At 72.1% G+C, this 25,338-nt stretch carries 21 protein-coding genes, 1 other RNA gene and 2 pseudogenes; 10 read left to right on the top strand and 14 right to left on the bottom strand.

Annotated elements, in window-relative coordinates:
• Positions 1 to 129: 129 nt before the first annotated feature.
• The 7 genes from ssrA to pruA all read right to left on the bottom strand — a co-directional run bounded on the left by ssrA (position 130) and on the right by pruA (position 6,548).
• Positions 130 to 505, bottom strand: a transfer-messenger RNA (tmRNA) gene (gene ssrA, locus KIF24_RS25100).
• Positions 506 to 612: 107 nt separating this feature from the next.
• Positions 613 to 1,092 (bottom strand): SsrA-binding protein SmpB, encoded by a 480-nt coding sequence (gene smpB / locus KIF24_RS25105; protein WP_221086136.1) that lies wholly within the window; start codon positions 1,090 to 1,092, stop codon positions 613 to 615.
• A 141-nt stretch (positions 1,093 to 1,233) separates the two neighbouring features.
• Positions 1,234 to 2,109, bottom strand: coding sequence for a permease-like cell division protein FtsX (ftsX, locus tag KIF24_RS25110; RefSeq protein ID WP_221086137.1), 876 nt, complete (start codon positions 2,107 to 2,109; stop codon positions 1,234 to 1,236).
• Between the two features lie 67 nt (positions 2,110 to 2,176).
• Positions 2,177 to 2,857: a cell division ATP-binding protein FtsE gene (gene ftsE / locus KIF24_RS25115; protein ID WP_221086138.1), complete on the bottom strand. Its 681-nt coding sequence runs from the start codon at positions 2,855 to 2,857 to the stop codon at positions 2,177 to 2,179.
• A 117-nt stretch (positions 2,858 to 2,974) separates the two neighbouring features.
• The gene (gene prfB / locus KIF24_RS25120; protein WP_221086139.1) at positions 2,975 to 4,096 is read right to left on the bottom strand and encodes a peptide chain release factor 2; all 1,122 of its coding nucleotides are present in this window, start codon (positions 4,094 to 4,096) and stop codon (positions 2,975 to 2,977) included.
• Between the two features lie 143 nt (positions 4,097 to 4,239).
• Positions 4,240 to 4,755 carry a PadR family transcriptional regulator gene (locus tag KIF24_RS25125; RefSeq protein ID WP_221086140.1) on the bottom strand — a complete coding sequence of 172 codons (516 nt, stop codon included), beginning with the start codon at positions 4,753 to 4,755 and terminating at the stop codon, positions 4,240 to 4,242.
• 164 nt (positions 4,756 to 4,919) lie between these two features.
• On the bottom strand, positions 4,920 to 6,548 hold the full coding sequence (gene pruA / locus KIF24_RS25130) for an L-glutamate gamma-semialdehyde dehydrogenase (RefSeq protein WP_221086141.1): 1,629 nt from the start codon (positions 6,546 to 6,548) through the stop codon (positions 4,920 to 4,922).
• 283 nt (positions 6,549 to 6,831) lie between these two features.
• Here pruA and KIF24_RS25135 point away from each other — a divergent pair, with 283 nt between their 5' ends.
• On the top strand, positions 6,832 to 7,923 hold the full coding sequence (locus KIF24_RS25135; protein WP_230415889.1) for a hypothetical protein: 1,092 nt from the start codon (positions 6,832 to 6,834) through the stop codon (positions 7,921 to 7,923).
• 70 nt (positions 7,924 to 7,993) lie between these two features.
• Here the strand turns inward: KIF24_RS25135 and KIF24_RS25140 are convergent, their stop codons facing one another.
• Positions 7,994 to 8,512 (bottom strand): DUF6912 family protein, encoded by a 519-nt coding sequence (locus KIF24_RS25140; RefSeq protein WP_221086142.1) that lies wholly within the window; start codon positions 8,510 to 8,512, stop codon positions 7,994 to 7,996.
• 223 nt (positions 8,513 to 8,735) lie between these two features.
• Here KIF24_RS25140 and KIF24_RS25145 point away from each other — a divergent pair, with 223 nt between their 5' ends.
• Together KIF24_RS25145 and KIF24_RS25150 are read left to right on the top strand one after the other, a co-directional pair.
• Positions 8,736 to 8,963 carry a helix-turn-helix domain-containing protein gene (locus KIF24_RS25145; protein ID WP_221086143.1) on the top strand — a complete coding sequence of 76 codons (228 nt, stop codon included), beginning with the start codon at positions 8,736 to 8,738 and terminating at the stop codon, positions 8,961 to 8,963.
• A 110-nt stretch (positions 8,964 to 9,073) separates the two neighbouring features.
• A complete protein-coding gene (locus KIF24_RS25150; protein WP_221086144.1) occupies positions 9,074 to 9,754 on the top strand; it encodes an Rv3235 family protein in 681 nt (226 codons plus the stop codon).
• A gap of 109 nt (positions 9,755 to 9,863) precedes the next feature.
• On the opposite strand, the gene secA is transcribed toward KIF24_RS25150, so the two are convergent.
• Positions 9,864 to 12,782: a preprotein translocase subunit SecA gene (gene secA / locus KIF24_RS25155; protein ID WP_221086145.1), complete on the bottom strand. Its 2,919-nt coding sequence runs from the start codon at positions 12,780 to 12,782 to the stop codon at positions 9,864 to 9,866.
• 171 nt (positions 12,783 to 12,953) lie between these two features.
• Between secA and KIF24_RS25160 the strand changes: the two genes are divergently transcribed.
• The 3 genes and pseudogenes from KIF24_RS25160 to KIF24_RS25170 all read left to right on the top strand — a co-directional run bounded on the left by KIF24_RS25160 (position 12,954) and on the right by KIF24_RS25170 (position 15,205).
• Positions 12,954 to 13,595, top strand: coding sequence for a GNAT family N-acetyltransferase (locus tag KIF24_RS25160; RefSeq protein WP_230415890.1), 642 nt, complete (start codon positions 12,954 to 12,956; stop codon positions 13,593 to 13,595).
• An 11-nt stretch (positions 13,596 to 13,606) separates the two neighbouring features.
• Complete coding sequence (locus KIF24_RS25165; RefSeq protein ID WP_221087543.1) at positions 13,607 to 14,098, top strand: GNAT family N-acetyltransferase; 492 nt, start codon at positions 13,607 to 13,609, stop codon at positions 14,096 to 14,098.
• A pseudogene (locus KIF24_RS25170) lies at positions 14,095 to 15,205 on the top strand (GNAT family N-acetyltransferase). Before KIF24_RS25165 ends, KIF24_RS25170 begins: the two are co-directional and overlap by 4 nt.
• Before the next feature lie 119 nt (positions 15,206 to 15,324).
• On the opposite strand, the gene hpf reads toward KIF24_RS25170, so the two are convergent.
• The 5 genes from hpf to mtrA form a co-directional block, all read right to left on the bottom strand.
• Complete coding sequence (gene hpf / locus KIF24_RS25175; protein WP_221086146.1) at positions 15,325 to 15,954, bottom strand: ribosome hibernation-promoting factor, HPF/YfiA family; 630 nt, start codon at positions 15,952 to 15,954, stop codon at positions 15,325 to 15,327.
• Between the two features lie 247 nt (positions 15,955 to 16,201).
• Complete coding sequence (locus KIF24_RS25180; RefSeq protein ID WP_221086147.1) at positions 16,202 to 16,900, bottom strand: ComF family protein; 699 nt, start codon at positions 16,898 to 16,900, stop codon at positions 16,202 to 16,204.
• 6 nt (positions 16,901 to 16,906) lie between these two features.
• Positions 16,907 to 18,700, bottom strand: a complete 1,794-nt coding sequence (locus KIF24_RS25185) for an LpqB family beta-propeller domain-containing protein (RefSeq protein WP_221086148.1) — start codon at positions 18,698 to 18,700, stop codon at positions 16,907 to 16,909.
• Positions 18,697 to 20,451, bottom strand: a complete 1,755-nt coding sequence (gene mtrB / locus KIF24_RS25190) for an MtrAB system histidine kinase MtrB (protein ID WP_221086149.1) — start codon at positions 20,449 to 20,451, stop codon at positions 18,697 to 18,699. Before mtrB ends, KIF24_RS25185 begins: the two co-directional genes overlap by 4 nt.
• Before the next feature lie 12 nt (positions 20,452 to 20,463).
• Positions 20,464 to 21,153 carry an MtrAB system response regulator MtrA gene (gene mtrA / locus KIF24_RS25195; protein WP_221086150.1) on the bottom strand — a complete coding sequence of 230 codons (690 nt, stop codon included), beginning with the start codon at positions 21,151 to 21,153 and terminating at the stop codon, positions 20,464 to 20,466.
• Between the two features lie 210 nt (positions 21,154 to 21,363).
• Between mtrA and KIF24_RS25200 the strand changes: the two genes are divergently transcribed.
• The 4 genes and pseudogenes from KIF24_RS25200 to KIF24_RS35205 all read left to right on the top strand — a co-directional run bounded on the left by KIF24_RS25200 (position 21,364) and on the right by KIF24_RS35205 (position 25,297).
• Entirely contained in the window at positions 21,364 to 22,209 is an 846-nt protein-coding gene (locus KIF24_RS25200; protein ID WP_221086151.1) for a hypothetical protein, read from the top strand.
• Positions 22,206 to 22,889 carry a DUF4129 domain-containing protein gene (locus KIF24_RS25205; protein ID WP_221086152.1) on the top strand — a complete coding sequence of 228 codons (684 nt, stop codon included), beginning with the start codon at positions 22,206 to 22,208 and terminating at the stop codon, positions 22,887 to 22,889. The genes KIF24_RS25200 and KIF24_RS25205 overlap by 4 nt, the downstream gene beginning before the upstream one ends.
• Positions 22,886 to 24,316, top strand: coding sequence for a DUF4350 domain-containing protein (locus KIF24_RS25210; RefSeq protein WP_221086153.1), 1,431 nt, complete (start codon positions 22,886 to 22,888; stop codon positions 24,314 to 24,316). The genes KIF24_RS25205 and KIF24_RS25210 overlap by 4 nt, the downstream gene beginning before the upstream one ends.
• Positions 24,313 to 25,297, top strand: a pseudogene (locus tag KIF24_RS35205) (AAA family ATPase). The gene KIF24_RS25210 and the pseudogene KIF24_RS35205 overlap by 4 nt, the downstream one beginning before the upstream one ends.
• Positions 25,298 to 25,338 lie beyond the last annotated feature (41 nt).

The raw sequence follows: 25,338 nt of genomic DNA on the forward strand, positions 1-25,338 counted from the left end.
GCAGCAGGTTCCCCGCAGTTGCGTCTGGACGGTCGCCGGGGCGGCAGACCGCCGCCGGCCGGTGCGGAGCGTGCGGTGGTGGCAGACGACTGCGCGCCCCGGTCGGGCGACCGGGGCGCGCAGTTCAGGTGGTGGAGGTGCCGGGAATCGAACCCGGGTCCTTCGCCGGTTTGTCAGGGCTTCTCCGAGCGCAGCTCGCTATGCCTCTACTCGGCCCCACCGCTCACGCGAGCAAGTTGGTGTGACGGGCCCAGTCGCTGATTGATCTCGCCGCACGGACCCCGCGACCGGGTCCGGTTGGCCAGCCTTCTAGCTGATGCCGGCAAACTGGGTCGAAGGCGCTCCCAGGCCGACAGACTCACTACTCGCCTCAGGCGGCGAGAGCGAAGTCAGCGCGATTGTTCTTGGCGCTTATTGGTTTCCGACGACCGATTCTCGAGACGACGTCGGCTTCCTCGGCTCGCTTCCCCTGTCGCTGCGTACGAAGTCGAAACCAGTCACCCCCTCGACGGGCCGCCGGGTTCCGGCGGCTTCGACAAGCGTAACGCCTGCCGCAACCGGATTCATCCCGAGCCCGAGCCGGACAGCCAGCACTGGAATGATCCGGACAAATCAGTCTTCCATTCCCTTACCTCGCCGACCGGCCGCCCGGGCGATCTCCCGGTCGGCGTCCCGCTTGGCGAGGTCCTGCCGCTTGTCATACGACTTCTTGCCCTTGGCCAGGCCGATCTCCACCTTGGCCCAGCCGTCGGAGAAGTAGACCTGCAGCGGCACCAGGGTCAACCCGCTCTCCCGGAGCTTGCCGAGCAGCCGGTCGATCTCCATCCGGTTGAGCAGCAGCTTGCGTGTCCGCCGAGGCTCGTGGTTGGTCCAGGTGCCCTGGGTGTACTCCGGGATGTGCATGCCGTGCAGGTAGAGCTCACCGTCGCGCTCCTGGGCGAACGCGTCGACCAGCGACGCCCGGCCGGCCCGCAACGACTTCACCTCGGTGCCGGTCAGCGCCATGCCCGCCTCGTACGTGTCGAGGATGGCGTAGTCGTGACGCGCCTTCTTGTTGGAGGCGACAACCTTGCGCCCCTTCTCCCGTGGCATCGCGGCGCCACCCCCTCTCCGTCGCCGCACCCGACCGGTGGTGCCCGGCCGGAGAGCGGAGATCATGCTACCCGAACGACAAGGGCCCTCCCGCGCCCTTTATTCCGACGCGGGAGGGCGGGAGGGCCCTTGATCGACGAACTAGACCCGCAGGTAGAAGCGGAGGGTGACCCAGGCGGTGACCGCGCTGATCAGACCGCCGATGCCGGCCATCAGCGGGAAGGTCAGGAACACCTCTCCCCAGCTCACCGGCGCGAACAGGCCCTGTAGCGCGCTGAGCGCACCGTCGAACAGGAAGACCTTGAGGGCGATCAGGGCACCGAGGCCGAGGACCGAGCCGATCAGGCCGGCCACCACCGCCTCCAGCACGAACGGCGCCTGGATGAACCAGTTGGACGCACCGACCAGCTTCATGACCGCGACCTCACGCCGCTTGCTGTACGCGGCGACCTGGATGGTGTTGGCCACCAGCAGCAGGGCGGCGACAGCCATCGCTATCGCGGCGACCAACGCGATGTTCTGCCCCGCCGTGAACAGGTTGAAGATCTTGTCGAGCACCTGGCTCTGGTCGACGACCTGGTCGACCCCCTCGACCGCGGCGTACTGGTCGGAAATGGTCTTGTACTCCTCCGGGTTCACCAGCTTGAGCCGGTACGACTCCGGCAACTGGTCCGCCTTGACCGCGCTGAGCAGGTCCGGCGAGTCCCGGAACATCTCCTGGAAACGCTGGAACGCCTCGTCCTTGTTGACGTAGGTGACCTGCGAGACCAGCGGATCGGACTCCAGCCGGCTGGCGATGTCGGCGCGCTGCTCCTCGGTGACCTCGGCGGTCAGGAAGATCGAAACCTCGATGTTCTCGAAGTACAGCTGCTTCATGTCGGCGACCTTGGTGTAGATCAGGCCGCTGGCACCGAGCATGGTCAGCGAGACCGCCAACGTGATGATCATCGCGATGGTCATCGTCACGTTGCGCCACAGTCCGACCAGTACCTCGGACATGACGTATTTCATCCGCATCGGGATTTCCTCCGGCTCTCCGGCGTGAGGTGTTCGTCGTCAGATCGGGGTGCGGTGGTCGGCCTCGTCACCCGTAGACGCCGCGGGCCTGGTCGCGAACGATGCGGCCGCTCTCGATCTCGATGACCCGGCGGCGCATCTGGTTCACGATGTTGGAGTCGTGCGTGACCATCACGACGGTTGTGCCGGTGCGGTTGATCCGGTCCAGCAGGCGCATGATCTCGATGGAGGTGTCCGGATCCAGGTTACCGGTCGGCTCGTCCGCCAGCAGGATCAGCGGGCGGTTCACGAACGCCCGGGCCACCGCCACGCGCTGCTGCTCACCGCCGGAGAGCTCGTGCGGGTAACGGTGCTCCTTGCCGCCGAGACCGACCAGTTCCAGCACCTCCGGCACGACCCGGCGGGCCACCGCCTTGGTCTTGCCGATCACCTCCAACGCGAACGCCACGTTCTCGTACGAGGTGCGGTTGGGCAGCAACCGGAAGTCCTGGAAGACGCAGCCGATCGAGCGGCGGAAGTGCGGACGCTTCCAGGACCGCATCGACGTGACGTCCTTGCCGTTCACCACGACGCGACCCTTGTTGGGGGTCACCTCGTGCAGCAGCATCTTGATGATGGTGGACTTGCCGGAGCCGGATGGGCCGATGAAGAAGACGAACTCGCCCTTGTCGATCGACACGGACACGCTGTCGAGCGAAGGCCGCGACGCCTTCGGGTACGTCTTCGTCACTTGCTCAAGCTGAATCACGGGTGGTGAGTCTACGCCGTGTAACTGCCGTGCCAAGTCCTACGCCCCGCGTTGCGCGACGAGTCATCGAAACAGCACGTCACGTCGAGATCGATGACGCACTCCGCCAACGATCGGTCACGCACGGTCGCCGGCGAGTTGCTGCTGCTTGCGCCACCGGATGCCCGCCTCGATGAAGGAGTCCAGCTCACCGTCGAAGACCGAACTCGGATTGCCGGTCTCCTGCTCGGTACGCAGATCCTTCACCATCTGATAGGGGTGCAGCACGTACGAGCGCATCTGGTCGCCCCACGAGCCCGCGGCGTCGGTCTTGAGGCCCTGGAGCTTGGCCTGCTCCTCCTGGCGCTTGCGCTCCAGCAGCCGGGCCTGCAACACCCGCAGCGCGGAGGCCTTGTTCTGCAGCTGCGACTTCTCGTTCTGGCAGGTCACCACGATGCCCGTCGGGACGTGGGTGATCCGCACCGCCGAGTCGGTGGTGTTGACGCTCTGCCCGCCCGGCCCCGAGGAGCGGTAGACGTCGATCCGCATCTCGTTCTCGGGGATGTCGATGTGGTCGGTCTGCTCCACCACCGGCAGCACCTCGACCCCGGCGAAGCTGGTCTGCCGCCGGCCCTGGTTGTCGAAGGGGCTGATCCGCACCAGCCGGTGGGTGCCGGACTCCACGCTCAACGTGCCGTAGGCGTACGGGACCTTCACCGTGAAGGTGGCCGACTTCAGCCCCGCCTCCTCGGCGTACGAGGTCTCGTAGACCTCCGTCGGATAGCCGTGCCGCTCGGCCCAGCGCAGGTACATCCGCAGCAGCATCTCGGCGAAGTCGGCCGCGTCCACGCCTCCGGCACCCGCCCGGATGGCCACCAGCGCCTCCCGGGAGTCGTACTCGCCGGAGAGCAGGGTGCGGACCTCCATCTCCTGGATGGCCTTGCCGAGCCCGGCGATCTCCGACTCGACCTCGGTGAGGACGCCCGAGTCCGACTCCGCCTCGGCCAACTCCAGCAGGACGCGCGCGTCGTCCAGCCGGGACCGCAGGCTGCCCAGCTTCTCGATCTCGCCGTTGACGTACGACAGCTGCGAGGTCACCTCCTGGGCCCGGGCCTGGTCGTCCCAGAGGTCCGGGGCGGACGCCTCCTCCTCCAGGCGGACCCGGTCCGCGCGGAGACGGTCGACGTCGAGCACCGCCTCGATGTTGCGCAGGGTGGCGTCGAGGTCCTTGAGCTGTTCGGCGAAATCGGCAGCGGTCACGACAGCCAAGCGTACTGCTCGGACGAGGAGTGAGCGTGCGAGCCCCGCGGTCCGGGCCGAACCAGCCCTCCCGGTTCCACCTCCGCGAACCGGCCGGGCGGCCTCGGCGCGGCGGGCGCCGGCGGTGATCGGGCGCGGCGAGGTCAGCCGGCGGGTGCGCTCCTGAGCCAGGACAGGGCGGCCCGGTGGTAGGCGACGGCGAACTCCAGGGCGCTCGCGTCGTACGTGTCGCCCTCCTTCTTGGCGTTCTTGACCTGCTCACGGACCCGGGCCAGCGCGTCGGTGTGGTACTCGTTGGCCGCGGCCTGGAGGTTCTTGAGCTGGCTCGGGGAGTGCAACTCCCCGAAGGCGATGCGCAGGGCGATCGGGTTACGGATGGTGTCCCGCCCCGGATCCTCCGCCAGCCAGCGGGAAAATGTCCGTTTTCCGGCTGCGGTGATCGCGTACGGCTGACTCATCCGCGGCCCGGGCTTGCCCAGCCGGACGAATCCGCGCTCGGCCAGCACCGGCAGCTCCCGGTAAACCTGGCTGCGGGTCATCGACCAGTACGGCGCCAGTCGGCGCTCGGCGGCCGCCATCAACTGGCCACCTGTCATGGGACCCTCGTGGAGCAGCCCGAGCAGGGCCGCCGCCGTGGGGTTGACTCCGGATTCCGCCATGCCCCTCACGCTGCCACTTTGCCGAGCCGGCGTCCAGGATTTCACCGTTTCGCCACCCATTGGGGTTTCCTATGTGCACTGTCGGCGCACGACCGTCCATCAGCGCCCCACGCTGCCGCGCGAACCCGGGCGGGGCCGGGATCGGGCGCCCCGTCCTTACGCCCTCACCGCATGTGGGGGTAGGTGTGGTCGGTGGGCGGAACGAAGGTTTCCTTGATCGTCCGGGGCGACGTCCAGCGGACCAAATTGTGCCAGGAGCCGGCCTTGTCGTTGGTGCCGCTGGCCCGGGCACCACCGAAGGGCTGCTGCCCGACCACCGCGCCGGTGGGCTTGTCGTTGATGTAGAAGTTGCCGGCCGCGTACCGCATCTTCTCGGCCACCGCGTCGACCACCCGGCGGTCGGTGGCGAAGATCGACCCGGTCAGCGCGTACGGCGCGATCGCCTCGGCCTGGGTGACCACCTCGTCGAAGCGGGCGTCGTCGAAGACGTGCACGCCGAGGATCGGCCCGAAGTATTCGGTGGTGAACGTCTCGTGGGCCGGGTCGTCGCATTCGAAGATCGTCGGGCGGACGAACCATCCGACCGAGTCGTCGGCGGTGCCGCCGGCGACGGTCCGGCAACTGCGGTCGGAGGAGATCAGTTCAAGCGCCGCGGCGTGCCGCGAGAACGCCTTCTCGTCGATCACCGCGCCGCCGAAGTTGCGGAAGTCGGTGACGTCGCCGTACGCCAGTCCGTCGGCGGTGGCGGCCAGCCGGTCGCGCAGGCCGCCCGCCCAGAGCGAGCGGGGCACGTACGCCCGGGAGGCCGCCGAGCACTTCTGGCCCTGGTACTCGAAGGCGCCCCGGATCAGCGCGGTGTGCAGGGCGTCGACGTCGGCGCTGGGGTGGGCGACCACGAAGTCCTTGCCGCCGGTCTCGCCGACCAGCCTCGGGTAGCCCCGGTAGTTCGCGATGTTCTCCCCCACCGTGCGCCAGAGGTGCTGGAAGACCTTGGTGGACCCGGTGAAGTGGATGCCGGCCAGGTCGGGGTCGGCCAGCACCACGTCGGAGACCTCCTCGCCCCGGCCGGTCACCATGTTGATCACACCGGGCGGCAGGCCCGCCGCCTCGAACAGCCGCATCGTGAAGTGGGCCGCGAACTGCTGCGTCGGGCCCGGCTTCCAGACCACGGTGTTGCCGAGCAGGGCGGGCGCCGAGGGCAGGTTGCCGGCGATCGCGGTGAAGTTGAACGGGGTGACCGCGTAGACGAAGCCCTCCAGCGGCCGGTGGTCGAACCGGTTCCACACCCCGGCCGACGACATCGGCTGCTCGGCCAGCAGCCGGCGGGCGAAGTGCACGTTGAACCGCAGGAAATCGATGAACTCGCAGGCCGCGTCGATCTCGGCCTGCACGGCGGTCTTCGACTGGCCGAGCATGGTGGCCGCGTTGAGGGTGTCCCGCCAGGGGCCGGCGAGCAGTTCGGCGGCGCGGAGGAAGATCGCGGCGCGCTCCTCGAAGGGCAGCGCACGCCAGCCCGGCGCGGCGTCCTTGGCCGCGTCGACCGCGGCCCGCGCGTCGTCGTGGGTGGCGTGCCCGGTGACACCGAGCAGGTGGGCGTGCCGGTGTGGCTGGACCACCTGGATCGGCTCGCCGCCGGCCATCCGCTGCTCGCCCGCGATCGTCATCGGGAGATCGATCCGCTCGGCGGCCAGCTCGGTGAGCCGCCGCTGGAGCCGCTCCCGGTCGGCGCTGCCCGGCTCGTAGGCGCGCACCGGCTCGTTGCGCGGCTCGGGTACGGAGAACACGGCGTCCATCAGGGCTCCTGGCGATCTCGACGGCAGTGGCGAAACCGGCCCCGCGGTGACGGGACCTCGGCCAATCTTCCCATGTCCACCATCGCCCGAGCACACCCCGGCCAGTCATGGACCACTGATCAAGAGGCAGATGGCAACCCTGGGCAGTGATTCGTATCTGAAGTGGGCGGAAAACCGACGGAAGGCAGGCGCTTCGGGGGTCGGATTCACGGCTGGTCCGGACGCGTACGCTGGATTGCCGTGACGTTGCGGCCCGGCCGGTGCCGGCGGTGAAGGGGAGACGATGAGCAACGAGCCCGACGGGCCGACCGCCGCGCAGCCCGAGCCCCCGGAGACCGGCCCCGCCGTTTCCGTACGCCCGGCACCGGGGACGCCGGCGCTGGCGCTGCTGGCGGTGGGTTGGCTGGCGGCGATGCTCTGGTCGACGCGGGAGGCGATCAGCTCGGCGACCGCGGGCGTCACCGCGGTCAGCCTGTCGGCCTTCGCGCTGCCCGGCGTGATCTCGGCCGCGCTCGTGGCCGGCGCCGCGGTGGGACTGGCCGCCGGCGAACCGGTCGCCCGCCGGGCCGACCGGAGCACCCTGCGGTTCGCGGTGGCGGTCGGCGCCGGTCTGCTGGTCGGGCTCCTCGCCGCACTCGCGATCAACCTCAGCTACGCGGGCGACACGACCACCCGCACGATAGCCGGCACCACCGCCGCCGCGGCCGTCATCGGCGGCGCGCTCGCGGGAGCCCGCACCGGTGCGGTGGTCGGCGCCGTGGCGTCCGCCGCGCTGGGCACCCTGATCTTCGTGGTCGGCTTCAGCGTGGCCCGGGATCCGTTGTTCAACCTCTTCGGTGCCGGCGACACCCAGCAGTCGCTGGTGAGTGCGGCGAACTGGGTCTCCCGGACCGAGTCCCTGCTCGGCGGGCTCATCGCCGGCGGCCTGGCCTTCGGCTACCTCACCTGGGCACGGCGGCGGGCCACCCGCGAGGGCGCCCGACCCGGGCTGCACTGGCCGGCGTACCTCGTCGCCGGTGCCGGCCCCGGGCTCCTGCTGCTGCTCGCCGAGGTGATCATCAGGGTCGGCGGGCGCTCGCTGATCGACCTGGCCGCCGCGCTCAGCGAGGCGGACGCGGTCGCGCAGACCTCGCTGGGCACCTCGCGGGTGGACAACGGGATCTGGGTGCTGTTCGTCGGCGCGCTGACCGCCCTGGTCACCTTCGGTCGCACGCTCGGCTCGCCCGCCGAGGACGAGACGCCCGAGACCGGCGGGGCAACCGGAACCCCCGAGACCGGCGCCGCGGCCGGCACGCCCGAGGCGGACGAGGCGGCACCGCCTGGGACGGGCGAGGCGGCGGCCGACGGAGCGGGCACCGGCACCGCCGGCCGCTGACGGGCACTGTCGCGCGCCGCCGACCGGCCGCCGCCCGCCGCCCGGCACGACCGCACGAGCCGGCCGTCCGTCACTGCTCGCCGGCCGCGGCGCGCAGCAGCGACTCCAGCTCGCTCGGGTCGTACCACTCCAGTTCGTGGTCCTCGGCGCTGTCGACGGTGAACTGCGCGTCCGGGTCACCGGCCAACGCCTCCACCACCACCTGCGCCGCGGCGGCGACATCGGTCGCGGCGCCCGCGCCGTCCAGGTGGATGGCCGCCACGGCCGAGGACGGCACCGGAGCATGCAACTCCACCAGGCTGGAGCCCAGCTCGCCGTCGCCCCGACCGACCGCCGCCGCGGGCAGGTCCGCCGAGACGACCACCCGTCGGCGGGGGGCGGCGGCGTCGTACCGGATCAGTTGCAGGGCGTCCTGGGCGGCCCGGGTGAAGGCGACGTACTCCAGTTCCTCCTCGTCACCCTCCGCGTACCACTCGCGCAGCGTCGGCGTGACGGCGTGCGCCTGCGTCGCGGCGAGGCCGTGCTCGGGCAGTCTGGCCAGCATCGGCACGGTCGCCGGCACGTAGACCCGGACAAGCTCGTCGGTCACCGGTGGTCTCCCCCGCTCTGCTCCGTTCGCCGGCGACGCCGCCGGCCGGGCACCCGGCCACGCCGCGTGCCCTGACCGTCATACACCTCGCACCGCTCCGGTGGAAGTTCCGGCTCTGCCCCGGTGTGTCCGGCCGGGTGGGCGAGTCGCACCCGGAGCGGATGGTCCGAGGCTGGTCGTTGATGGCAAACTGAGGCAAACGACGCCAACCTGGGGAGTTTCCGTGGAGCCGAGGTTCCTGCTCCTGTCCGACGTGGCTACCGAGCTGAACGTGTCGGACTCGCAGGTCTACCACATGGTGCGCAGCGGCGAACTTCCCGCGATCAAGATCGGCGGTCGGGGCCAGTGGCGGGTGGAGCGGGCCCGCCTGGAGGAGTACATCGAACGCAAGTACGCGGAGACCGCCGAGTGGGTACGCGGCAATCCACTGGCCGAACGCGACGCCGAGTAGCCGGGCGACCCCGGCCGGCATTGACCGGCGCCGTCATCATGCCGGAGAATGACGGCCGTCGAGCGCAAACGAAGGCAAACGAAGGCAACTGCGGTTGAGTAGGGGGCGGGATGACGGATCTCCGGCGACCCGGACCGGCGCGCCCGCCCGTGCGGCTGCGCCCCGCGCCCCAGTTCGACCCACCCTTCGTCGACGAGGGCCCCGCCGCCTGGCCCGCCCCGGCCGACGGACAGCTCGCACTCGACCTCTTCGCCGCCGCCCGACAGTGGCCGGCCGGCCGTGAGCCCGACCGCCCGGCCGCCCGACCGGGCGTCACCCGCTCCGGCAACCGCCCCGCCGCACCGGGCACCCCGACTTGGGCGGAGCCCGGCCCGCCCACCCGGCCGAATCGGGCGGGGCCGGGCCACGACCCGGCCCGGCACCTACCGCCCGGCGCCCTGGCCACGGCCACCCCGGCGGCCACCCGGGTCGCCCACCGGTTCGTCGCCACCTGCATCGAGGTGCTCAACGGCTTCCGGCCGCCGGTGCAACTCCGGCGCCAACTCGACCCGGCCCGGTCGGCTCAGCTGCTGCCCGAGCTGGCCCGGGCCACCGCCCGTTCAGTGCCGGTGCGGCGCCGTTCGACCCGCCCTGGCCTGCGACTACGCCGGCTCCGCGTCTGCGAGCCACGTCCCGCCGCCATCGAGGCCGCCGCGGTGCTCACCGGAGCCGGCGGTCGCAGCTGGGCGATGGCGCTACGCCTGGAACACCGCCGCGGCACCTGGCTCTGCACCGACCTGCGGATCCTCTGACCCGCCCGCACGGCATCCGCCGGACCGGCTTCTCGGTCGGCCGACCGGCGCGGCCCGAGCCCGACTGACGGCCCGATGACCGGACCGGGTCGTGGGAACCGGTCCGGCCTCAGCTGGCCGCGTTGCCGCCGGGAGCGCCGTGGCAGCGCTTGTACTTGCGGCCGGAGCCGCAGGGGCACGGGGCGTTGCGGGACGGCCCGTTGCTGGCGCTCGCCTGCCCCGGTGCCGGCTGGCGGGCCGTGTTGACCGGAACCGCGGGTCCACGCAGTCCGGCTGCCGGACGCTGCGGCGCCGCCCGCCCCGGCGCCGCCGGGGTTGCCGGGTCGGGACGGCCGATGCCGAGCGCCGGAGCACGCTGGTCGTCGTGCTGCACGGCGACCGCACCGGCACCCGCCTCGCCGTCGATGGTCGGCGCCGAGTACTGCAGGCCCTGCTGCTGGGGCGCACGACCCAGGCCCTTGGCCCGGATCTCCACCGGCTTGTCCAGCAGCTGGATCTCCTCGGCCTCGGCCTCCGGCTCGTTGACCTGCACCTCAAGGTTGTAGAGGAAGCCGACCGTCTCTTCCTTGATGCCGTCCATCATGGTGGCGAACATGTCGAAGCCCTCGCGCTGGTACTCCACCACCGGGTCTCGCTGTGCGTAGGCCCGCAGCGAGATGCCCTCCTGGAGGTAGTCCATCTCGTAGAGGTGCTCCCGCCACTTGCGGTCGATCACCTGGAGCAGCACCATGCGCTCCAGCTGCCGGGCGCCCTCGGTGCCGAGCTGCTCCTCACGCCGGTCGTACGCGGCGTGCGCATCTGCCTTGAGCTGGGCGACCAGGAATTCCACGTCGATGCCGGCCCGCGAGCCGCCGGCCTCCTCCTCCAGCCCTTCGATGGTGATGCCCACCGGGTAGAGCTGCTTGAGGCTGGACCACAGCTGCTCGAGATCCCAGTCCTCGGCGTAGCCGTCGGTGGTGGCCCCCCGCACGTACGCGTCGATCACGTCGTCGATCATGTTGCGGACCTGGTCGGAGAGGTCCTCGCCGTTGAGCACGCGCAGCCGCTCGGCGTAGATCACCTGGCGCTGCCTGTTCATGACCTCGTCGTACTTGAGGACGTTCTTGCGGATCTCGGCGTTCTGCCCCTCGATCTGGGCCTGCGCGCTCTTGATCTGGCGGGTGACCATCTTCGACTCGATCGGCACGTCCTCCGGGATGTTGAAGCGGTCCATCACCGCCTCCACCGCGCCGGATCGGAACCGCTTCATCAGCTCGTCCTGGAGCGAGAGGTAGAAGCGCGACTCGCCCGGGTCACCCTGCCGGCCGGACCGGCCGCGCAGCTGGTTGTCGATCCGCCGGGACTCGTGCCGCTCGGTGCCGAGCACGTAGAGCCCGCCCGCGATGGCGACCTCCTCCGCCTCGGCGTCACACGCCTGCCGCCACTTCGGCATGACCTCTTCGAGGGCCTTCTCGTACTCCTCGGCGTTCTCCAGCGGGTCGAGCCCGCGCTGGCGTAGCTCGGTCGTGGCGAGGAACTCGGGGTTGCCGCCGAGCAGGATGTCGGTGCCTCGGCCGGCCATGTTGGTGGCCACCGTGACCGCACCCTTGCGGCCGGCCTGGGCGACGATCTCCGCCTCCCGGGCATGGAACTTCGCGTTCAGCACCGAGTGCGGGATGCCCCGGCGGCGCAGCAACTGGGACAGGATCTCGGAGTTCTCCACCGAGACCGTGCCGACCAGCACCGGCTGGCCGGCCTGGTGCCGCTCGGCGATGTCCTCGATCACGGCGTTGAACTTGGCCTTCTCGGTCTTGTAGATGACGTCGGCCCGGTCCTCGCGGACCATCGGCCGGTGGGTCGGGATGGTCACCACACCGACCTTGTAGACCTTGTTGAACTCGCCCGCCTCGGTCTGGGCCGTGCCGGTCATGCCGGAGAGCTTGTCGTAGAGGCGGAAGTAGTTCTGCAGGGTGATGGTGGCCAGGGTCTGGTTCTCCTGCTTGATCTCCACCCCCTCCTTGGCCTCGATCGCCTGGTGCATGCCCTCGTTGTAGCGACGGCCGTGCAGGATACGGCCGGTGAACTCGTCGACGATCAGGACCTCACCGTCACTGACGATGTAGTCCTTGTCGCGCTTGTACAGCTCCTTGGCCTTGATCGCGTTGTTCAGGTAGCCGACCAGTGGGGTGTTCACCGACTCGTAGAGGTTGTCGATGCCGAGCCGGTCCTCGACCTTGGCCACGCCACGCTCGGTGACCGCGATGGTGCGCTTGGAGTAGTCGACCTCGTAGTCGCCCTCGCCGTCCTTGCCGGCCTGCAGCCGGCCCACCACCGCGGCGAACTCGCCGTACCAGCGGGCGGAGTGCTCGGCCGGACCGGAGATGATCAGCGGGGTGCGGGCCTCGTCGATCAGGATCGAGTCGACCTCGTCGACCACGGCGAAGTTATGGCCGCGCTGGACCAACTCCTCCTTCGACCAGGCCATGTTGTCGCGGAGGTAGTCGAACCCGAACTCGTTGTTCGTGCCGTAGGTGATGTCGCACTCGTAGGCCGCGCGGTGCTCGGCGGACGGCCGGTTGGGCAGCACCACGCCGACGGTCAGCCCGAGGAACTCGTGCACCCGACCCATCCAGGCGGCGTCACGCTGGGCCAGATAGTCGTTGACGGTGATCACGTGCACGCCCTTGGCGGACAGCGCGTTGAGGTAGACCGGCATCACCGAGGTCAGGGTCTTGCCCTCACCGGTCTTCATCTCGGCGATGTTGCCGAAGTGCAGCGCCGCACCACCCATCACCTGCACGTCGTACGGCCGCTGGCCGAGCACCCGCGCCGCCGCCTCCCGGCAGACCGCGAAGGCCTCGGGCAGCAGGTCGTCCAGGGTCTCGCCGTCGGCGAGCCGCCCCCTGAACTGCTCGGTCATGTCGCGCAACTCGTCATCGGTGAGATTGACGTAGTCGTCCTCGATCGAGCTGACGGCGGCGGCGATCGCCTTGAGGCGGCGCACCATGCGCCCCTCGCCCGCGCGGAGGACCTTTTCAAGAATCGACACGGATCAACGCTCCCCTAGACAGTCTCCGGACCATCGTAGGCGTTCCGGCGGGCCGATGGTCACTGGTGGAGGCGGTCGAGCACCGCGAAACCGACATAACGCGCTTCGGGCCGGCCAGCGTCCCAGTTATCCGGTTACGCCGTCGGCGAACGATCCGGCACGATGGTGCCGATGGAGCCCGTGGAAATCACCGAGGACGGCCTGCTGCTACGGCCATGGCGGGCCACCGACGCCGACGCCGTGCACCGCGCCTGCCAGGACCCGGACATCCAGCGCTGGACCAGCGTTCCCCGCCCGTACCAGCCCGAACACGCCCAGAAGTTCGTGGCCGACCGGGCGCGCCAGTGGGAACTCGGCACCGGCGCGCCGTTCGCGGTCTGCGACGCCGCCAGCGGTGAGCTGCTCGGCGCCTGCGGCCTGAACACGATCGACCGCCACCACGAGCTGAGCGAGATCGGCTACTGGACCGCCCCGTGGGCGCGCGGGCGGGGCGTCGCCGTGCACGCCGTCCGGGCCCTCGCCCGGTGGTCCTTCGACGAACTGAAGTTGCGGCGGCTGCTCTGGGCGGCCCTGGTGGGCAACCACGCCTCCCGGCTGGTCGCCCTCCGGGCCGGCTTCCAGATCGAGGGGCGACTGCGGGCCGCCGACCCGGAGTCCGGCGGTCACGAGTGGTTCGGTTCGCTGCTGCCCGGCGACGTGCCGGCCCCCGGCGAGGTCGGCCCCGCCGGCCCCGGCACGCTGGCGGCCCGCCGGGCGGGCGTCTTCGGCCGGGGCAGCCCACCCTGTTCGCCACCGCCGGCAGGCACGAGCTGAGCCTGCGCCCGATGGAGGATCGCGACCTCGACCCGATCGTCGCCACCTGCCGCGACCCGGAGACGCTGCGCTGGACGACGGTTCCGGAGAGCTACCAGCGCACGGACGCCGAGGACTACCTCGCGTCCGTGCACGGCACCTGGGCCGCCGGCACGAGCGCCAGCTTCGTCGTCGCCGACCCCGCCGACCGGTACGCCGGCTCGATCGACCTGCGGCTGTCGGCCACCGACCCGCTGCTGGCCGACGTCGGCTTCATGACCGCGCCGCACGCCCGGGGTCGGGGCTACCAACCGGCCGCGCTGGCCGCGGTCTGCGCCTGGGGCTTCACCACGCTCGGGCTGGCCCGCGTCGAGTGGCGGGCCAACGTCGGCAACGTCGCCTCCCGCCGGGTCGCCGAGAAGGCCGGCTTCACCTTCGAAGGCACCGCCCGCAAGGCCCTGCGCCACCGCGGTGCCCGGGTGGACGCCTGGCTGGGCGGGCTGCTCGCGGAGGACCTGGCATGACCCCGCAGCCGATCGAGGCACCCGGGGTACGGCTACGCCCGTTCCGCCTGGACGACATCGCCGACGTCGCCGCCGGCTGCGCCGATCCGCTCACCCGACGGTTCATCGATGACCTACCCGACCCGTACACCGAGGCCGACGCCCGGTGGTGGGTGACCGAGGGTGCCCCCGCCGCCTTCACCGGCGGTGGGGCCGCGTACGCCGTCACCGACCCGGCCACCGACCGGCTGCTCGGCACCGTGGGACTGAGCCAGCCGGTGCCGCCGCGAGGTCAGGCCGAGATCGGCTACTGGGTCGCGCCGTGGGCGCGCGGCCGGGGCGTGGCCACCGCCGCCACCCGGGCCCTGGCCGAGCACACCTTCGCCGCCGGCACCGCCCGGTTGGAGCTGCTCACCCACGTCGAGAACGCCGCCAGCCAGCGGGTCGCGTTGGCCGCCGGGTTCCGGCCGGAGGGTACGCCGCTGCGCCACCCCGGTGCGCGGCGGCGGCCGGCGGGACCTGTTGGTGTGGGTACGTCTCGCCGACGATCCGGCCGGGCCGGCCGAGCGCCCGTTGCCGGACCTGCCCGGCGGCCGGCTCACCGACGGCGTGATCGCGCTGCGTCACCTCAGTCCACAGGACGCCGACCAGACGTACCGCCTGCACACCGACCCGGCGGTGGTGCGGACCCGGGTGCCTCCGGTGCCGGCCGGCCGGGACGAGGTCGACCGGCGCTGCCGCGACGCGGAGAGCCAGTGGCTGATCGGCACCGCCGCGGCGATGACCGTCCTCGACGTGACGTCCGGCGACTTCGTCGGCAACTGCATGCTGCTCTACGACCAGCCCGCGACCGGCCAGGCGATGATCGGTTACAGCCTGCTGCCCCGATGGCGCGGGCGCGGCCACGCGACCCGGGCGGTACGGCTGCTGGCGCGGTGGGGGTTCGACCACGTCGGCCTGGCCCGACTCTGGGCCGGCACCCTGCCGGAGAACGTGGCCTCCCAGCGGGTGCTGGAGAAGGCCGGATTTCGGCGGGAAGGGCTGCTGCGTGGGCGGCTGCCCGGCACGGCCGGCGAGCGGGCCGACTCGACGGTCTTCGGCCTGCTGCCGACGGATCTCGCGGACTGACCGGCGCGGGCTACCGCCAGCGGTTGCCGGCGGCGCGCGGGGACCGTCGACCGGTGGCGTCCCGGGCGGGCGTGGCGACTCGGGCCGGGAGGACCCCGACCCGAGTCGCCGGCACCGGATCAGATGTCCAACGAGATGATGCCGTAGTCGTAGGCGTGCCGTCGGTAGACGACGCTCGGCCGGCCGGACTCCTTGTCCTGGAACAGGTAGAAGTCGTGGCCGACGAGTTCCATCTGGAACAGGGCGTCGTCGATGGTCATCGGCTCGGCGGGGTGCGCCTTCTCCCGCGCGATGTGCCACGGTTGATCGTCCGCGTACTCCTCGTCGGCCCGCTCGGCCACGGCGATGGCGGTGCCGGTCTGCGCGGGCGCGGCGGGCGCGGGCAGGTCGGCCACCGGCAGGCCGGCGGTGGCGGCGGCGACCGACAGCGGCGCGTGCCGGCCACGGTGGACCCGACGCCGGTCGGCGGCGCGACGCAGCCGGGCGTCGAACTTGGCGATCGCCGCGTCCAGTGCGCTGTAGAAGTCGTTTGTGCAGGCCTCCGCCCGGATCACCGGGCCACGGGAATAGCAGGTGATCTCCACCCGCTGGCAGTGGTCGGCCTGGCGCGGATTGCGCTCGTGAAACAGCTCGACATCGACACGGATTAGCTTGTGGTCGTAGCGCTCGATCTTTGCGAGCTTGTCTGCTACGTGCACCCGGTAGTGGTCCGGAACTTCGACGTTACGACCCTTGACCACGATGTCCATCTGACCTCCCTTGTTCGGACGGTCTTCGATCCGAGAACTCCGGTCGCGCCCGGGGATGGCCCCAATCGGCGTCGACCGGTTGATACGGCTACGCCTCCTCTCACCGCCGGGGACGGGTGGGATGACCTTCCTACCCCCGACAGCCAAACGCTAACTCCTGTTGGCCCGGCAGTCACCCCCGGTCGCCAAGACCACCCAGGAATTTCCACACCTCACACACGAAGGGGTGAAACGGAAACACAATCGGTCACTGCTTGTGCCTTTTCTCGGTCGCGGCCAGCACCGCCGCCACCGCTGGCGAGAGCCCGTGCCCGGCCAGCACGTGACTCACCGCCGCCAGGGTGGCTCCGGTGGTGAGGATGTCGTCCAGTAGCACCACGTACGACCCCCGGGGCGCCGGCCCGATGCCCGGCCGGGCCCGGAACGCGGTCACGGCCGCCGCTGCCCGGCCGGCGCTGTCCAGCGTGACCGAGTCCGGTCGCGGCGACGCGCGCAGCGGGTGACCCACCCGCACCGGCCAACCGGCGCCTCGCAGCCGGCGGCCGCAGTGCCGGGTCAGCCGGGCGAGATGGTCGCCGTAGCGGGCCCGGGCCGCCGCCGGGGTGTCCGGCACCGGCACCAGCAGCACCGGGCGCACCGGGCCGACCGCCGCCGCGACGACCTCGGCGAGCAACGCGCCGAGCGGGCGGGCCAGGGCGTGCCGGCCGTGCTCCTTGTACGCCAGCAGTGCCTCCCGCAGCGGCCCGCCGTATGCCCCGAGCGCATGACAGGGCGGCAGCCCCGGCGGTGCCGGAACGGGCCGCACCGGGCCGGGGCGCAGCTCGCGCAGCGCGGTCACGCAATCCGGGCAGACGCCATGCCGCAGCCCCGACCGGTTGGACCGGCAGCCGGCGCACCGGGCGGGCAGCACCAGGTCGGCCAGGTCCGCCCAGAGTTCGCCAAGCACGGCGGCTCAGTACAGGAAGACGGGCGCGGTGGGGTTGCCCGGACTCTCCCCCGCCGGTGGCGGGGTCACATTCTCGACCTGGTCGCGGGTGATCCGCTCGAACGGGTTGCTGCGGTAGGCGACCCCGTTGGCCTCGTACATGAACGACCCGGCCAGCGGGGACAGCTGGGTGGTGGGGTACGCGGCCAGGTGGTTGACCTGGCTGCCGGTGTCCTCCCGCAGCGGGGTCTCCAGGGCACCGTCGACGCTGACGTCGTAGATCGCCGGACGGCCGACCGAGCCTGCCACCAGCAGGCGGTTCTCCGCCCACCATTCCACCGCCGTGACGTTGGTCAGGGAGGTGGCCAGCCGCCGGACCGGGCCGACCGCGGGCACCCCACCCTCCCAGTTGATGGCGGCGACGTGCAGCACACCGTCGACGACGAGCGCGACCCGCTGCCCGTCCAGGGCCGCCGCCACCGCACCGACCCGGCCGGGCAGGCCGAGCTGCACCTGGCGCATCGACGCCTGGCCGTCGAAGCGGTACAGGTGACCGTCGGCGACCACCAGCCCCGACGGCGGGCCGCCGTCGCTGCGGATCCAGACCGGACGGCCGATCACGGTGTGCTTGGCGGGCCCGCGCAGCAGGCTCTCCACCACCCCGGTGCCACGGCCGACGGCCAGCTGCTGCCGCCCGTCCCCGCCGGCCACCACCAGGGCGGCCAGGACGTCGTCGTCGGCGCGACGCAGCGCCGCGGTGACGATGTCGTGGTTGACCTCGGCGGCCACCGGCATCAAGCCGGTCGGCTCGCTGGCCGCGGTCAGCGAGTGGATCGCCCCGTCGTAGACGCAGTACCGCCGGGCGTTGGGGTCGATCGCGTACAGCTCGTTCGACCTGCGCTGCTCGCCGAGGTCGACCACCTTGCGGGACTGATTGAGGATCTTGATTTCGAGGGTGCCGTCCAACTCCGGCAGGGACCACGCCAACTGGGTGCCGAGCTGTTCCAGCCGCTGTTCGTCGGCGCCCGGCATGTCCAGGTTGACCTCCCACCGGCCGTCCGAGCCGGTGGCATTGTTGATCATCTCGGTACGGTCGGGCAGGGCGACGACACCGACCCGCAACCACTCCGAGGGGCCGGCGGTCAACCAGCGGATCACCTCGCTGACCCGGCGCTCCGCCGGCACCGCCGAGGCGAGATACCGCTGGTCGGGCACGAGCCGGGTGCGATCGGAACTCCAGAAGTAGATCGACTCCGACTGGTAGTAGCGGCGCAGCGCCTCGTCGCTGAGCAGCAGCACGTTCGGCGGGTCACTGACGTAGAAGCCGGCGTCCTCGACGGCCGGAGCCGCGCTGACCAGCCGGAACTCGTAGGTCGACTCGGTGGCCAGCGGGGGCACCAGCATGCCGTTGGCCCGCAGCAGACCGACCTGCTGCACGGTGATGGTGACCTTCATGCTGTCGACGTCCGGCTCGATCACCGGCTTGTCGGTGAGCCGCACCACCGACAGCGCCACCTCGCTGCCCTGCTTCTCCGGCAGGCCGGCCCGCTCGGCGGCCGTGATGAACCGCTTGACCCGGTCGTACGCCCGATCCGGCTCGCCGGCCGCGGCGGCCAGGAAGTTCCGCACGAACGCCTCCGCGTCGCTGCCGCTGGCCTCCCGCGTCGGCGGCTCGGTGCCCCGCCCGAGCGACCAGTTCGCCTCGGCGGCCGGCCCGCGCTGCTCGACCTGCACCTCCGTGCGGTCGGGGATGCCGCAGCCGGCGGACACGGCCAGCACCAAAACCCCACCGAGCACACCCGTCAGCAGCCGCCGCCTCACGAACCCACCTCCGCGTGCTGTCCCGCCGCCGGCGCCGGGCCGACCGCGAGCGTGCCGCCCAGGCCCGGGCCGATGGCCAGCAGACCCTCGGCGGGCGCCCCGCCGAACGGCAGCGTGGCGTCCGCCGGCACCAGCCGCAGCGGCGAGGTGGTCAGCCGGTCACCAGCGCGCGCCGGCAGGGTGAGCCGGAACTGCGCACCCTGACCCGACGCCCCCCACGCCTCCAGCCAGCCGCCGTGCAGCCGCGCGTCCTCCAGACTGATCGACAGTCCGAGACCGGTCCCGCCGGTCTGCCGCGCCCGCGACGGGTCGGCCCGCCAGAACCGGTTGAACACCAGCTTCTCCTCGCCCGGCTTGAGCCCGACGCCGTGGTCGCGGACGGTCAGCGCGACGGCGGTCTCGTCCATCCCGAGCGTGATCCGCACCGGCCGACCCTCGCCGTGCTCGACGGCGTTGCCGACCAGGTTGCGCAGCACCCGTTCGACCCGCCGCGGGTCGATCTCGGCGATCACCGGGGCGGTCGGCACGTCCAGCTCGATGGCCACCCCGACCCGCTCGGCCAGCCCGGACAGCCGGTCCACCACCCGATGCACCACCGGCACCAGGTCCGTCGGCTCGGCATCGAGCACCGCGAACCCGGCGTCGAACCGGCTGATCTCCAGCAGGTCGGTCAACAACTCCTCGAACCTGTCCAGCTCGGCCTGGAGCAACTCGGCGCTACGGGCGACCGCCGGGTCGAATTCGTCGCGCTCGGCGAAGATCAGATCGGCGGCCATCCGCACCGTGGTCAGCGGGGTGCGCAACTCGTGCGAGACGTCCGAGGTGAACCGGCGCTGCAGCCGCGACATCTCCTCCAGCCGCAGAATCTGCCGTTGCAGGTTGGTGGCCATCTGGTTGAAGGAGGCGGCGAGCAGGGCCAGGTCGTCCTCGCCGTTGACGGCCATCCGCTGGTCGAGCAGGCCGGCCGAGAGCCGCTGGGCGGTGCGGGCGGCCACCCGCACCGGAATCACCACCAGCCGGGTGACCAGCGCGGCGAGCAGGCCGAGCAGCAGCACCAGGGCGATCCCGGTGGCCACCACGGTCGCCCGCGCCTGGCCGGCGGTCGCGTCCTGCAGCGTCAGCGGTACGAAGTAGTAGAGCTCCACCTGACCGAACCGGGTCGGCACCGGCGACCCGTAGACCAGGTACTTCGTGTCGGTGTCGCCGGTGAGCCGGCCGGTGCGGATCTGGTTGGCCACGTTGCCGTCGGCCACCGCGGCGCGTAGCTCGGGACTGATCAGCGGCCGGACGTTCGCCGCCGGTGAGGTGCGCGGCTCGATCACCCCGGGCCAGTTCTCCGCGGTGAGCGCCACCACCACCCCGCTGTTCTGCTGCGGGTCACCCCCGGCCAGGTAGTTGACCGTGCCGTCGATGGTCTCCTGGAGCTGGGCCTCCTGCGGCTGGCTGTACAGGCTGAACTGCTTCGCCGCGTACTCCGCGCCGTTGAGCAGCCGCAACTGGACGTCGGTCTTGGCGTTGTCCAGCAGAATGTTCGTGATCTTGTCTGCGATCAGGTAGGCGAACCCACCGACGAGCAGGCTGGAGGCCACCAGGGTGATGGTCACCACACGCACCTGCAACGAGCGGCGCCAGGTCTGGTGCAGCCCGGCGAGCAACCGGCTCGCCCGAGCGTCCACCCCACGCCACAGCTCCCACACGGCACCACGCCGGCGGGAGGTCGGGTCAAGATCCGGAAGCGGGGAGGCGGTCACAGTGCGACCAGGCTATCCGGTGCCCGCCTTGTAGCCCACGCCGCGCACGGTGAGAATGACTTCCGGTCGCTCCGGATCCGGCTCGATCTTGGCACGCAGTCGCTGCACGTGCACGTTGACCAGCCGGGTGTCCGCCGCGTGCCGGTACCCCCAGACCTGCTCCAGCAACACCTCCCGGGTGAAGACCTGACGCGGCTTGCGGGCCAGCGCGACCAGCAGGTCGAACTCCAGCGGCGTCAGCTTCACCTCCTCGCCGTTGCGACTGACGGTGTGCGCCGGCACGTCGATGGCGATCTCGTTGCCCGGTGGGCCGATGGTGAGCAACTCGGGCGCGGCGTCCTCGCCCCGCCGCAGCCGCGCCCGCATCCGGGCCACCAGCTCCTTGGGCTTGAACGGCTTCACCACGTAGTCGTCGGCCCCCGACTCCAGACCGAGCACGACGTCGACCGTGTCGCTCTTGGCGGTGAGCATGACGATCGGCACGCCGGACTCGGCCCGGATCGCTCGCGCCACGTCGATACCGCTCATTCCGGGCAGCATGAGGTCGAGCAGCACGATATCGGGACGATTATCCCGAAACGCGGCAATTGCCCGTTCTCCGTCCGCCACGAAGGAGGGCATGAAGCCTTCGCTACGCAGCACGATGCCGAGCATCTCGGCGAGCGCGGGGTCGTCGTCGACCACCAGTACCCGGGCTCTCATGGGGTTAATGTTTCCATCCCGTCAGTTCGGTGGGCTCGGCGTCACCCGGCACGCTACTGCCGTCGGGCGCACCGTGCCCAGCACCGGCCGGTTTACAACGCTCGCGCGAACCGCCCCGGGGGGCGGGTCTCCACCGGGAGGGACCGCGCGTGTCAACATGATCCCCGGGTGTGCCGCAGCGCGCCACCGTCCCCTCGTCCAGGAGTACGCGTGCCCGAAGCAGGCCCGACCGTCGTACTCCCCGGCCGCCCGCTCACGGTCGGCGAACTGCTCGACTCCGCCGTGCTGTTGCTGCGCGGCCACGCATCCGTCCTGCTCCCCTTCTCCGCCGCGCTGGCCGCCGGGGAACAACTCGTCCTGCTGCCCCTGCGGACCGCCGTGGCCGCCGTCCCGCCGCTGTGGTGGGCCCCCGGCCTCGACGGTCTGGCCCCCTACTGGCTCCTCCTCACCGTCGGCGCCGCGACCGAAGCGATGATCATCCTGTTGGTCGGCAACCCGGCCGGCCGCGCCGCCGGCGGCGCGCTGCTCGGCCACCGGGCGACCGCCGGTGAGCTGTGGCGCCCCACCGGTGCCCGCTGGGGCGCCACCGCACTGCTCTGCGTGCTGGTCGGCACCATCATGATGCTCGTGTCCCTGCCCGGCCCGACCTGGTTCGTCGGGTTCGCCCTGCTCGGCGCGGTAGCCCCGGCGCTGGTGGTCGACCGGGTCACGCCGGCGCGCGCGATCGCCCGTTCCGCCACCCTCGCGCTGCGCCTCGACGGCCGGGCCGGCGCCCTGCGAGTGCTGGGCTATCTCGTGTGGTGGCTCATCCGGGTCGGGCTCGGCTGGGGGTTGTTCACCGGGCTGACCACGCTCGGCCTGATCGCCGACGGCTGGGCCCACGCCGTGGCGATGCTGGTCTGGGCGGCCGTGAACGCGGTCGCCTACGCCGCCCTGGCCTGCCTGGACGCGGTCATCCACCTGGAGACCCGGATCCGCACCGAAGGGCTCGACATCCACCTCTCCCGTGCCCCGGCCGCCAGGACACCGACCGACCTGCTGGCGGTCGGCGGATGAGCTTCAGCCGGTGGTGGACCGAGACCACCGCGGAACTCGGCGACCACGTCCCGCTGCCGGTGGCCCTGCTGCTGCTGGTGCTGGCCACGGTGCTGGCCGCGTCCGGCTGGTACACCTTTCCGGCCTGGCTGCCGCACCGGCCGCCCCGGCGGCGTCCCGCCGGGCCGGCCCGGCCGGCACCGGTTCCCAGCACGCCACCGACCGTCCGCGACCCGCAGCCGGCTCCGATGCCCGCCGCCACCCGTAGCGTGGCCGACCGGCTGGCCGCCGAAGGGCGCTACGCCGAGGCGATCCGCGAGCGGCTGCGCGCCATGCTCCACGACCTGGCGGAGCGCCACCTGGTGCGGCTGCAACCGGGCATGACCGTCAGCGAGGTCGTCGCCGTGGCCGCCGCCAACCGCCCACCGACCGGCCCATCCCTGGCCGCCGCCGCGAGCATCTTCTCCGAGGTGTGGTACGCCCAACGACCGGCCACGGCCGAACACGACCGCCGGATGCGCGACCACGCCGCCCGGATGCGGCAGCTGCTGGCCGGTGGACCCGCCGACCGCCACGGGCCACCGGCCACGACCAGCGGTCCGTCAGCCGCCGCCGGCAACGAGCCACCCGGCCCGGCCCACGGCCCAGCACCGGCCGTCGGCGACGGCCCGCCCGGGGTATCCGGGACGGTACTGCCATGATCGCCCGGCGGCCCCGGCGACGCCACCGGGTCGTGGTCCCGCTGCTGCTGGGGGCGCTGCTGCTCGGCGTCACGCTGGTCACCCGCGAGATCGACCAGCCGGACCAGACCGGCGCCGGCTTCCTCTCCCCGGTGGCCACCGGGGACGACGGCGGCAGCCGACTCGCGGCGAGCCTCGCCCGGCGCGGCATCGAGGTGCGGCGGGAGACCGACACGGTCCGCGCGCTGCTGGCCACCCGACCCGGCCCGAGCACCCTGTTCATCCCGGCACCCGCCCTGCTGCACCCGCGCAGCGTCAACTACCTGGGTCTGCTGCCCGCCGGCACCCGGCTGGTGCTGGTCGACCCGCCCCGGCGGGTGCTGGTCGCCGCCGGACTGCCGCTACGGCCCGCCGGGCGACGATGGGCGGCCCGGGCCGTCGCCCCGCACGCCGTCGACCGGCCCTGCCCGCTGGCCGAGCTCGCGCCCGCCGCCACGGCCGCCGTCACCCGGCAGCGGTACGCCGCCACCGGCCCAGCGGGTCACGTGGACCTCTGCTACTCCGCCGGACTGGCCCGGGTCCCCGGCCCCGCCGAGAGCGTGGTGGTGGGCGCCAGCGACCCGTTCCGTAACGGCCGGATCGACGAGTGGCACAACCAGACCTTCGCCACCGGGCTGCTCGCCACCTCCGGCCGGGTGGTCTGGCTCGACCTGGACGGACCCGCACCACCCCCGCCCGAGCCGAGCTCCGCCCCCACCTCGCAGCTGACGGAGCCCACGGGCGATGGCTACGACGAACCCGCCGACCGGGACGAGCTGGGCGGCGACGGGCGGCCGATGCCGATGGCCTCCCGACCGGCCGGCGACGCGTCCGGTTCCGGCGGGCCGGACGGGAACTCGCCCAACCCGCTCTGGTCCGCCTTCCCGCCCTGGTTCTGGGCGGTGTTGCTGCAACTCACCCTGGCGGCCCTGCTGATCGCCGTCGGGCGGGCCCGGCGCCTCGGCCCGCCCGCGCCCGAACCGCTGCCGGTGACCGTGCCCGCCGCCGAGACCGTGCTCGGCCGGGCCCGCCTCTACCAGCGGGCCGGCGCCCGGGAGAGCGTGGCACAGGCGCTGCGGGCCGCCGCCCGCTCCCGGCTGGCGCGCCGGCTGCACCTGCCGGCCGACACCCCCGACGGCGGGGTCGCCGCCGCGGTGGCCGCCGGCACCGGCGACCGGCCCGACGCCATCCACGAGCTGCTCTACGGCGACACCCCGGGCACCGACCGCGACCTGATCGAGTTGGCCGCCGGGCTGGACCGGGCCACCCGTGGTGGCGTGGCGACGCCGACCGATGCGGCCCGGCAACCGCCGCAGCCCGCCACGCCACCGCAGGTCACCCGCCCCGCGACCGACCCGCCGTACCCGGCCCGGCTGCCGAGGCCGCGATCCGAAGGAGACACCGAGTGACCCGACCCGCCCCCACCGTCGACCAGCTCGCCGCCGATCCCACCCGGGCCGCGCTGCACCGGCTGCGTGCCGAGGTGGCGAAGGCCGTCGTGGGGCAGGACGGAGTGGTCACCGGGCTGATCGTCGCCCTGCTCTGCCGTGGCCACGTGCTCCTGGAGGGCGTACCGGGGGTGGCCAAGACCCTGCTGGTGCGTACGCTGGCCGCCGCACTCGACCTGGGGGCGCGGCGGGTGCAGTTCACTCCCGACCTGATGCCCGGCGACGTCACCGGGTCGATGGTCTTCGACGCCCGAACCGCGGCGTTCACGTTCCGCGAGGGGCCGGTCTTCACCAACCTGCTGCTCGCCGACGAGATCAACCGAACCCCGCCGAAGACGCAGTCCGCACTGCTGGAGGTGATGGAGGAGCGGCAGGTCACCGTCGAGGGCGAGCAACGTACGCTGCCCGACCCGTTCATCGTCGCCGCCACCCAGAACCCGGTGGAGTACGAGGGCACCTACCCGCTGCCCGAGGCCCAGTTGGACCGGTTCCTGCTCAAGCTCACCGTGCCGCTGCCGAGCCGCGAGGAGGAGTTGGGCATGCTCCGCGCCCACCATGGTGGCTTCGATCCGCGCGACCTGGCCGCCGCCGGCGTACGCCCGGTGGCCGACGCGGCCGATCTCGCCGCCGCTCGGGCGGCGGTGGGCGGGTGCACGTCGCCGAACCCTGCTCGGCTACGTCGTCGACCTGTGCCGGGCCACCCGGGCCGCCCCCGCGCTGGAGCTGGGCGCCTCACCCCGGGGCGCCACGGCCCTGCTCGGCACCGCCAAGGCGTGGGCCTGGCTGACCGGGCGCGACCATGTGGTGCCGGACGACGTCAAGGCGATGGCCCGGGCCACCCTGCGGCACCGGCTGCGGCTGCGCCCGGAGGCCGAGTTGGAGGGCGTCGGGGTGGACGCGGTGCTGGACATGGTGCTGGCCACCGTGCCGACGCCGCGATGACCTGGCGGGCGGCGGCGCTGCTCGCGGCGGGCACGCTGACC

The sequence above is a fragment of the Micromonospora tarapacensis genome (assembly GCF_019697375.1).
Lineage (GTDB): Bacteria > Actinomycetota > Actinomycetes > Mycobacteriales > Micromonosporaceae > Micromonospora > Micromonospora tarapacensis.

What these genes read in the sequence shown, in the direction of transcription:
- smpB (WP_221086136.1), bottom strand. Translation starts at nt 1,092, where the DNA reads ATGCCACGGGAGAAGGGGCGCAAGGTTGTCGCCTCCAACAAGAAGGCG.
- ftsX (WP_221086137.1), bottom strand. Translation starts at nt 2,109, where the DNA reads ATGCGGATGAAATACGTCATGTCCGAGGTACTGGTCGGACTGTGGCGC.
- KIF24_RS25125 (WP_221086140.1), bottom strand. Translation starts at nt 4,755, where the DNA reads ATGGCGGAATCCGGAGTCAACCCCACGGCGGCGGCCCTGCTCGGGCTG.
- pruA (WP_221086141.1), bottom strand. Translation starts at nt 6,548, where the DNA reads ATGGACGCCGTGTTCTCCGTACCCGAGCCGCGCAACGAGCCGGTGCGC.
- KIF24_RS25135 (WP_230415889.1), top strand. Translation starts at nt 6,832, where the DNA reads ATGAGCAACGAGCCCGACGGGCCGACCGCCGCGCAGCCCGAGCCCCCG.
- KIF24_RS25150 (WP_221086144.1), top strand. Translation starts at nt 9,074, where the DNA reads ATGACGGATCTCCGGCGACCCGGACCGGCGCGCCCGCCCGTGCGGCTG.
- KIF24_RS25160 (WP_230415890.1), top strand. Translation starts at nt 12,954, where the DNA reads ATGGAGCCCGTGGAAATCACCGAGGACGGCCTGCTGCTACGGCCATGG.
- KIF24_RS25165 (WP_221087543.1), top strand. Translation starts at nt 13,607, where the DNA reads ATGGAGGATCGCGACCTCGACCCGATCGTCGCCACCTGCCGCGACCCG.
- hpf (WP_221086146.1), bottom strand. Translation starts at nt 15,954, where the DNA reads ATGGACATCGTGGTCAAGGGTCGTAACGTCGAAGTTCCGGACCACTAC.
- mtrA (WP_221086150.1), bottom strand. Translation starts at nt 21,153, where the DNA reads ATGAGAGCCCGGGTACTGGTGGTCGACGACGACCCCGCGCTCGCCGAG.
- KIF24_RS25205 (WP_221086152.1), top strand. Translation starts at nt 22,206, where the DNA reads ATGAGCTTCAGCCGGTGGTGGACCGAGACCACCGCGGAACTCGGCGAC.
- KIF24_RS25210 (WP_221086153.1), top strand. Translation starts at nt 22,886, where the DNA reads ATGATCGCCCGGCGGCCCCGGCGACGCCACCGGGTCGTGGTCCCGCTG.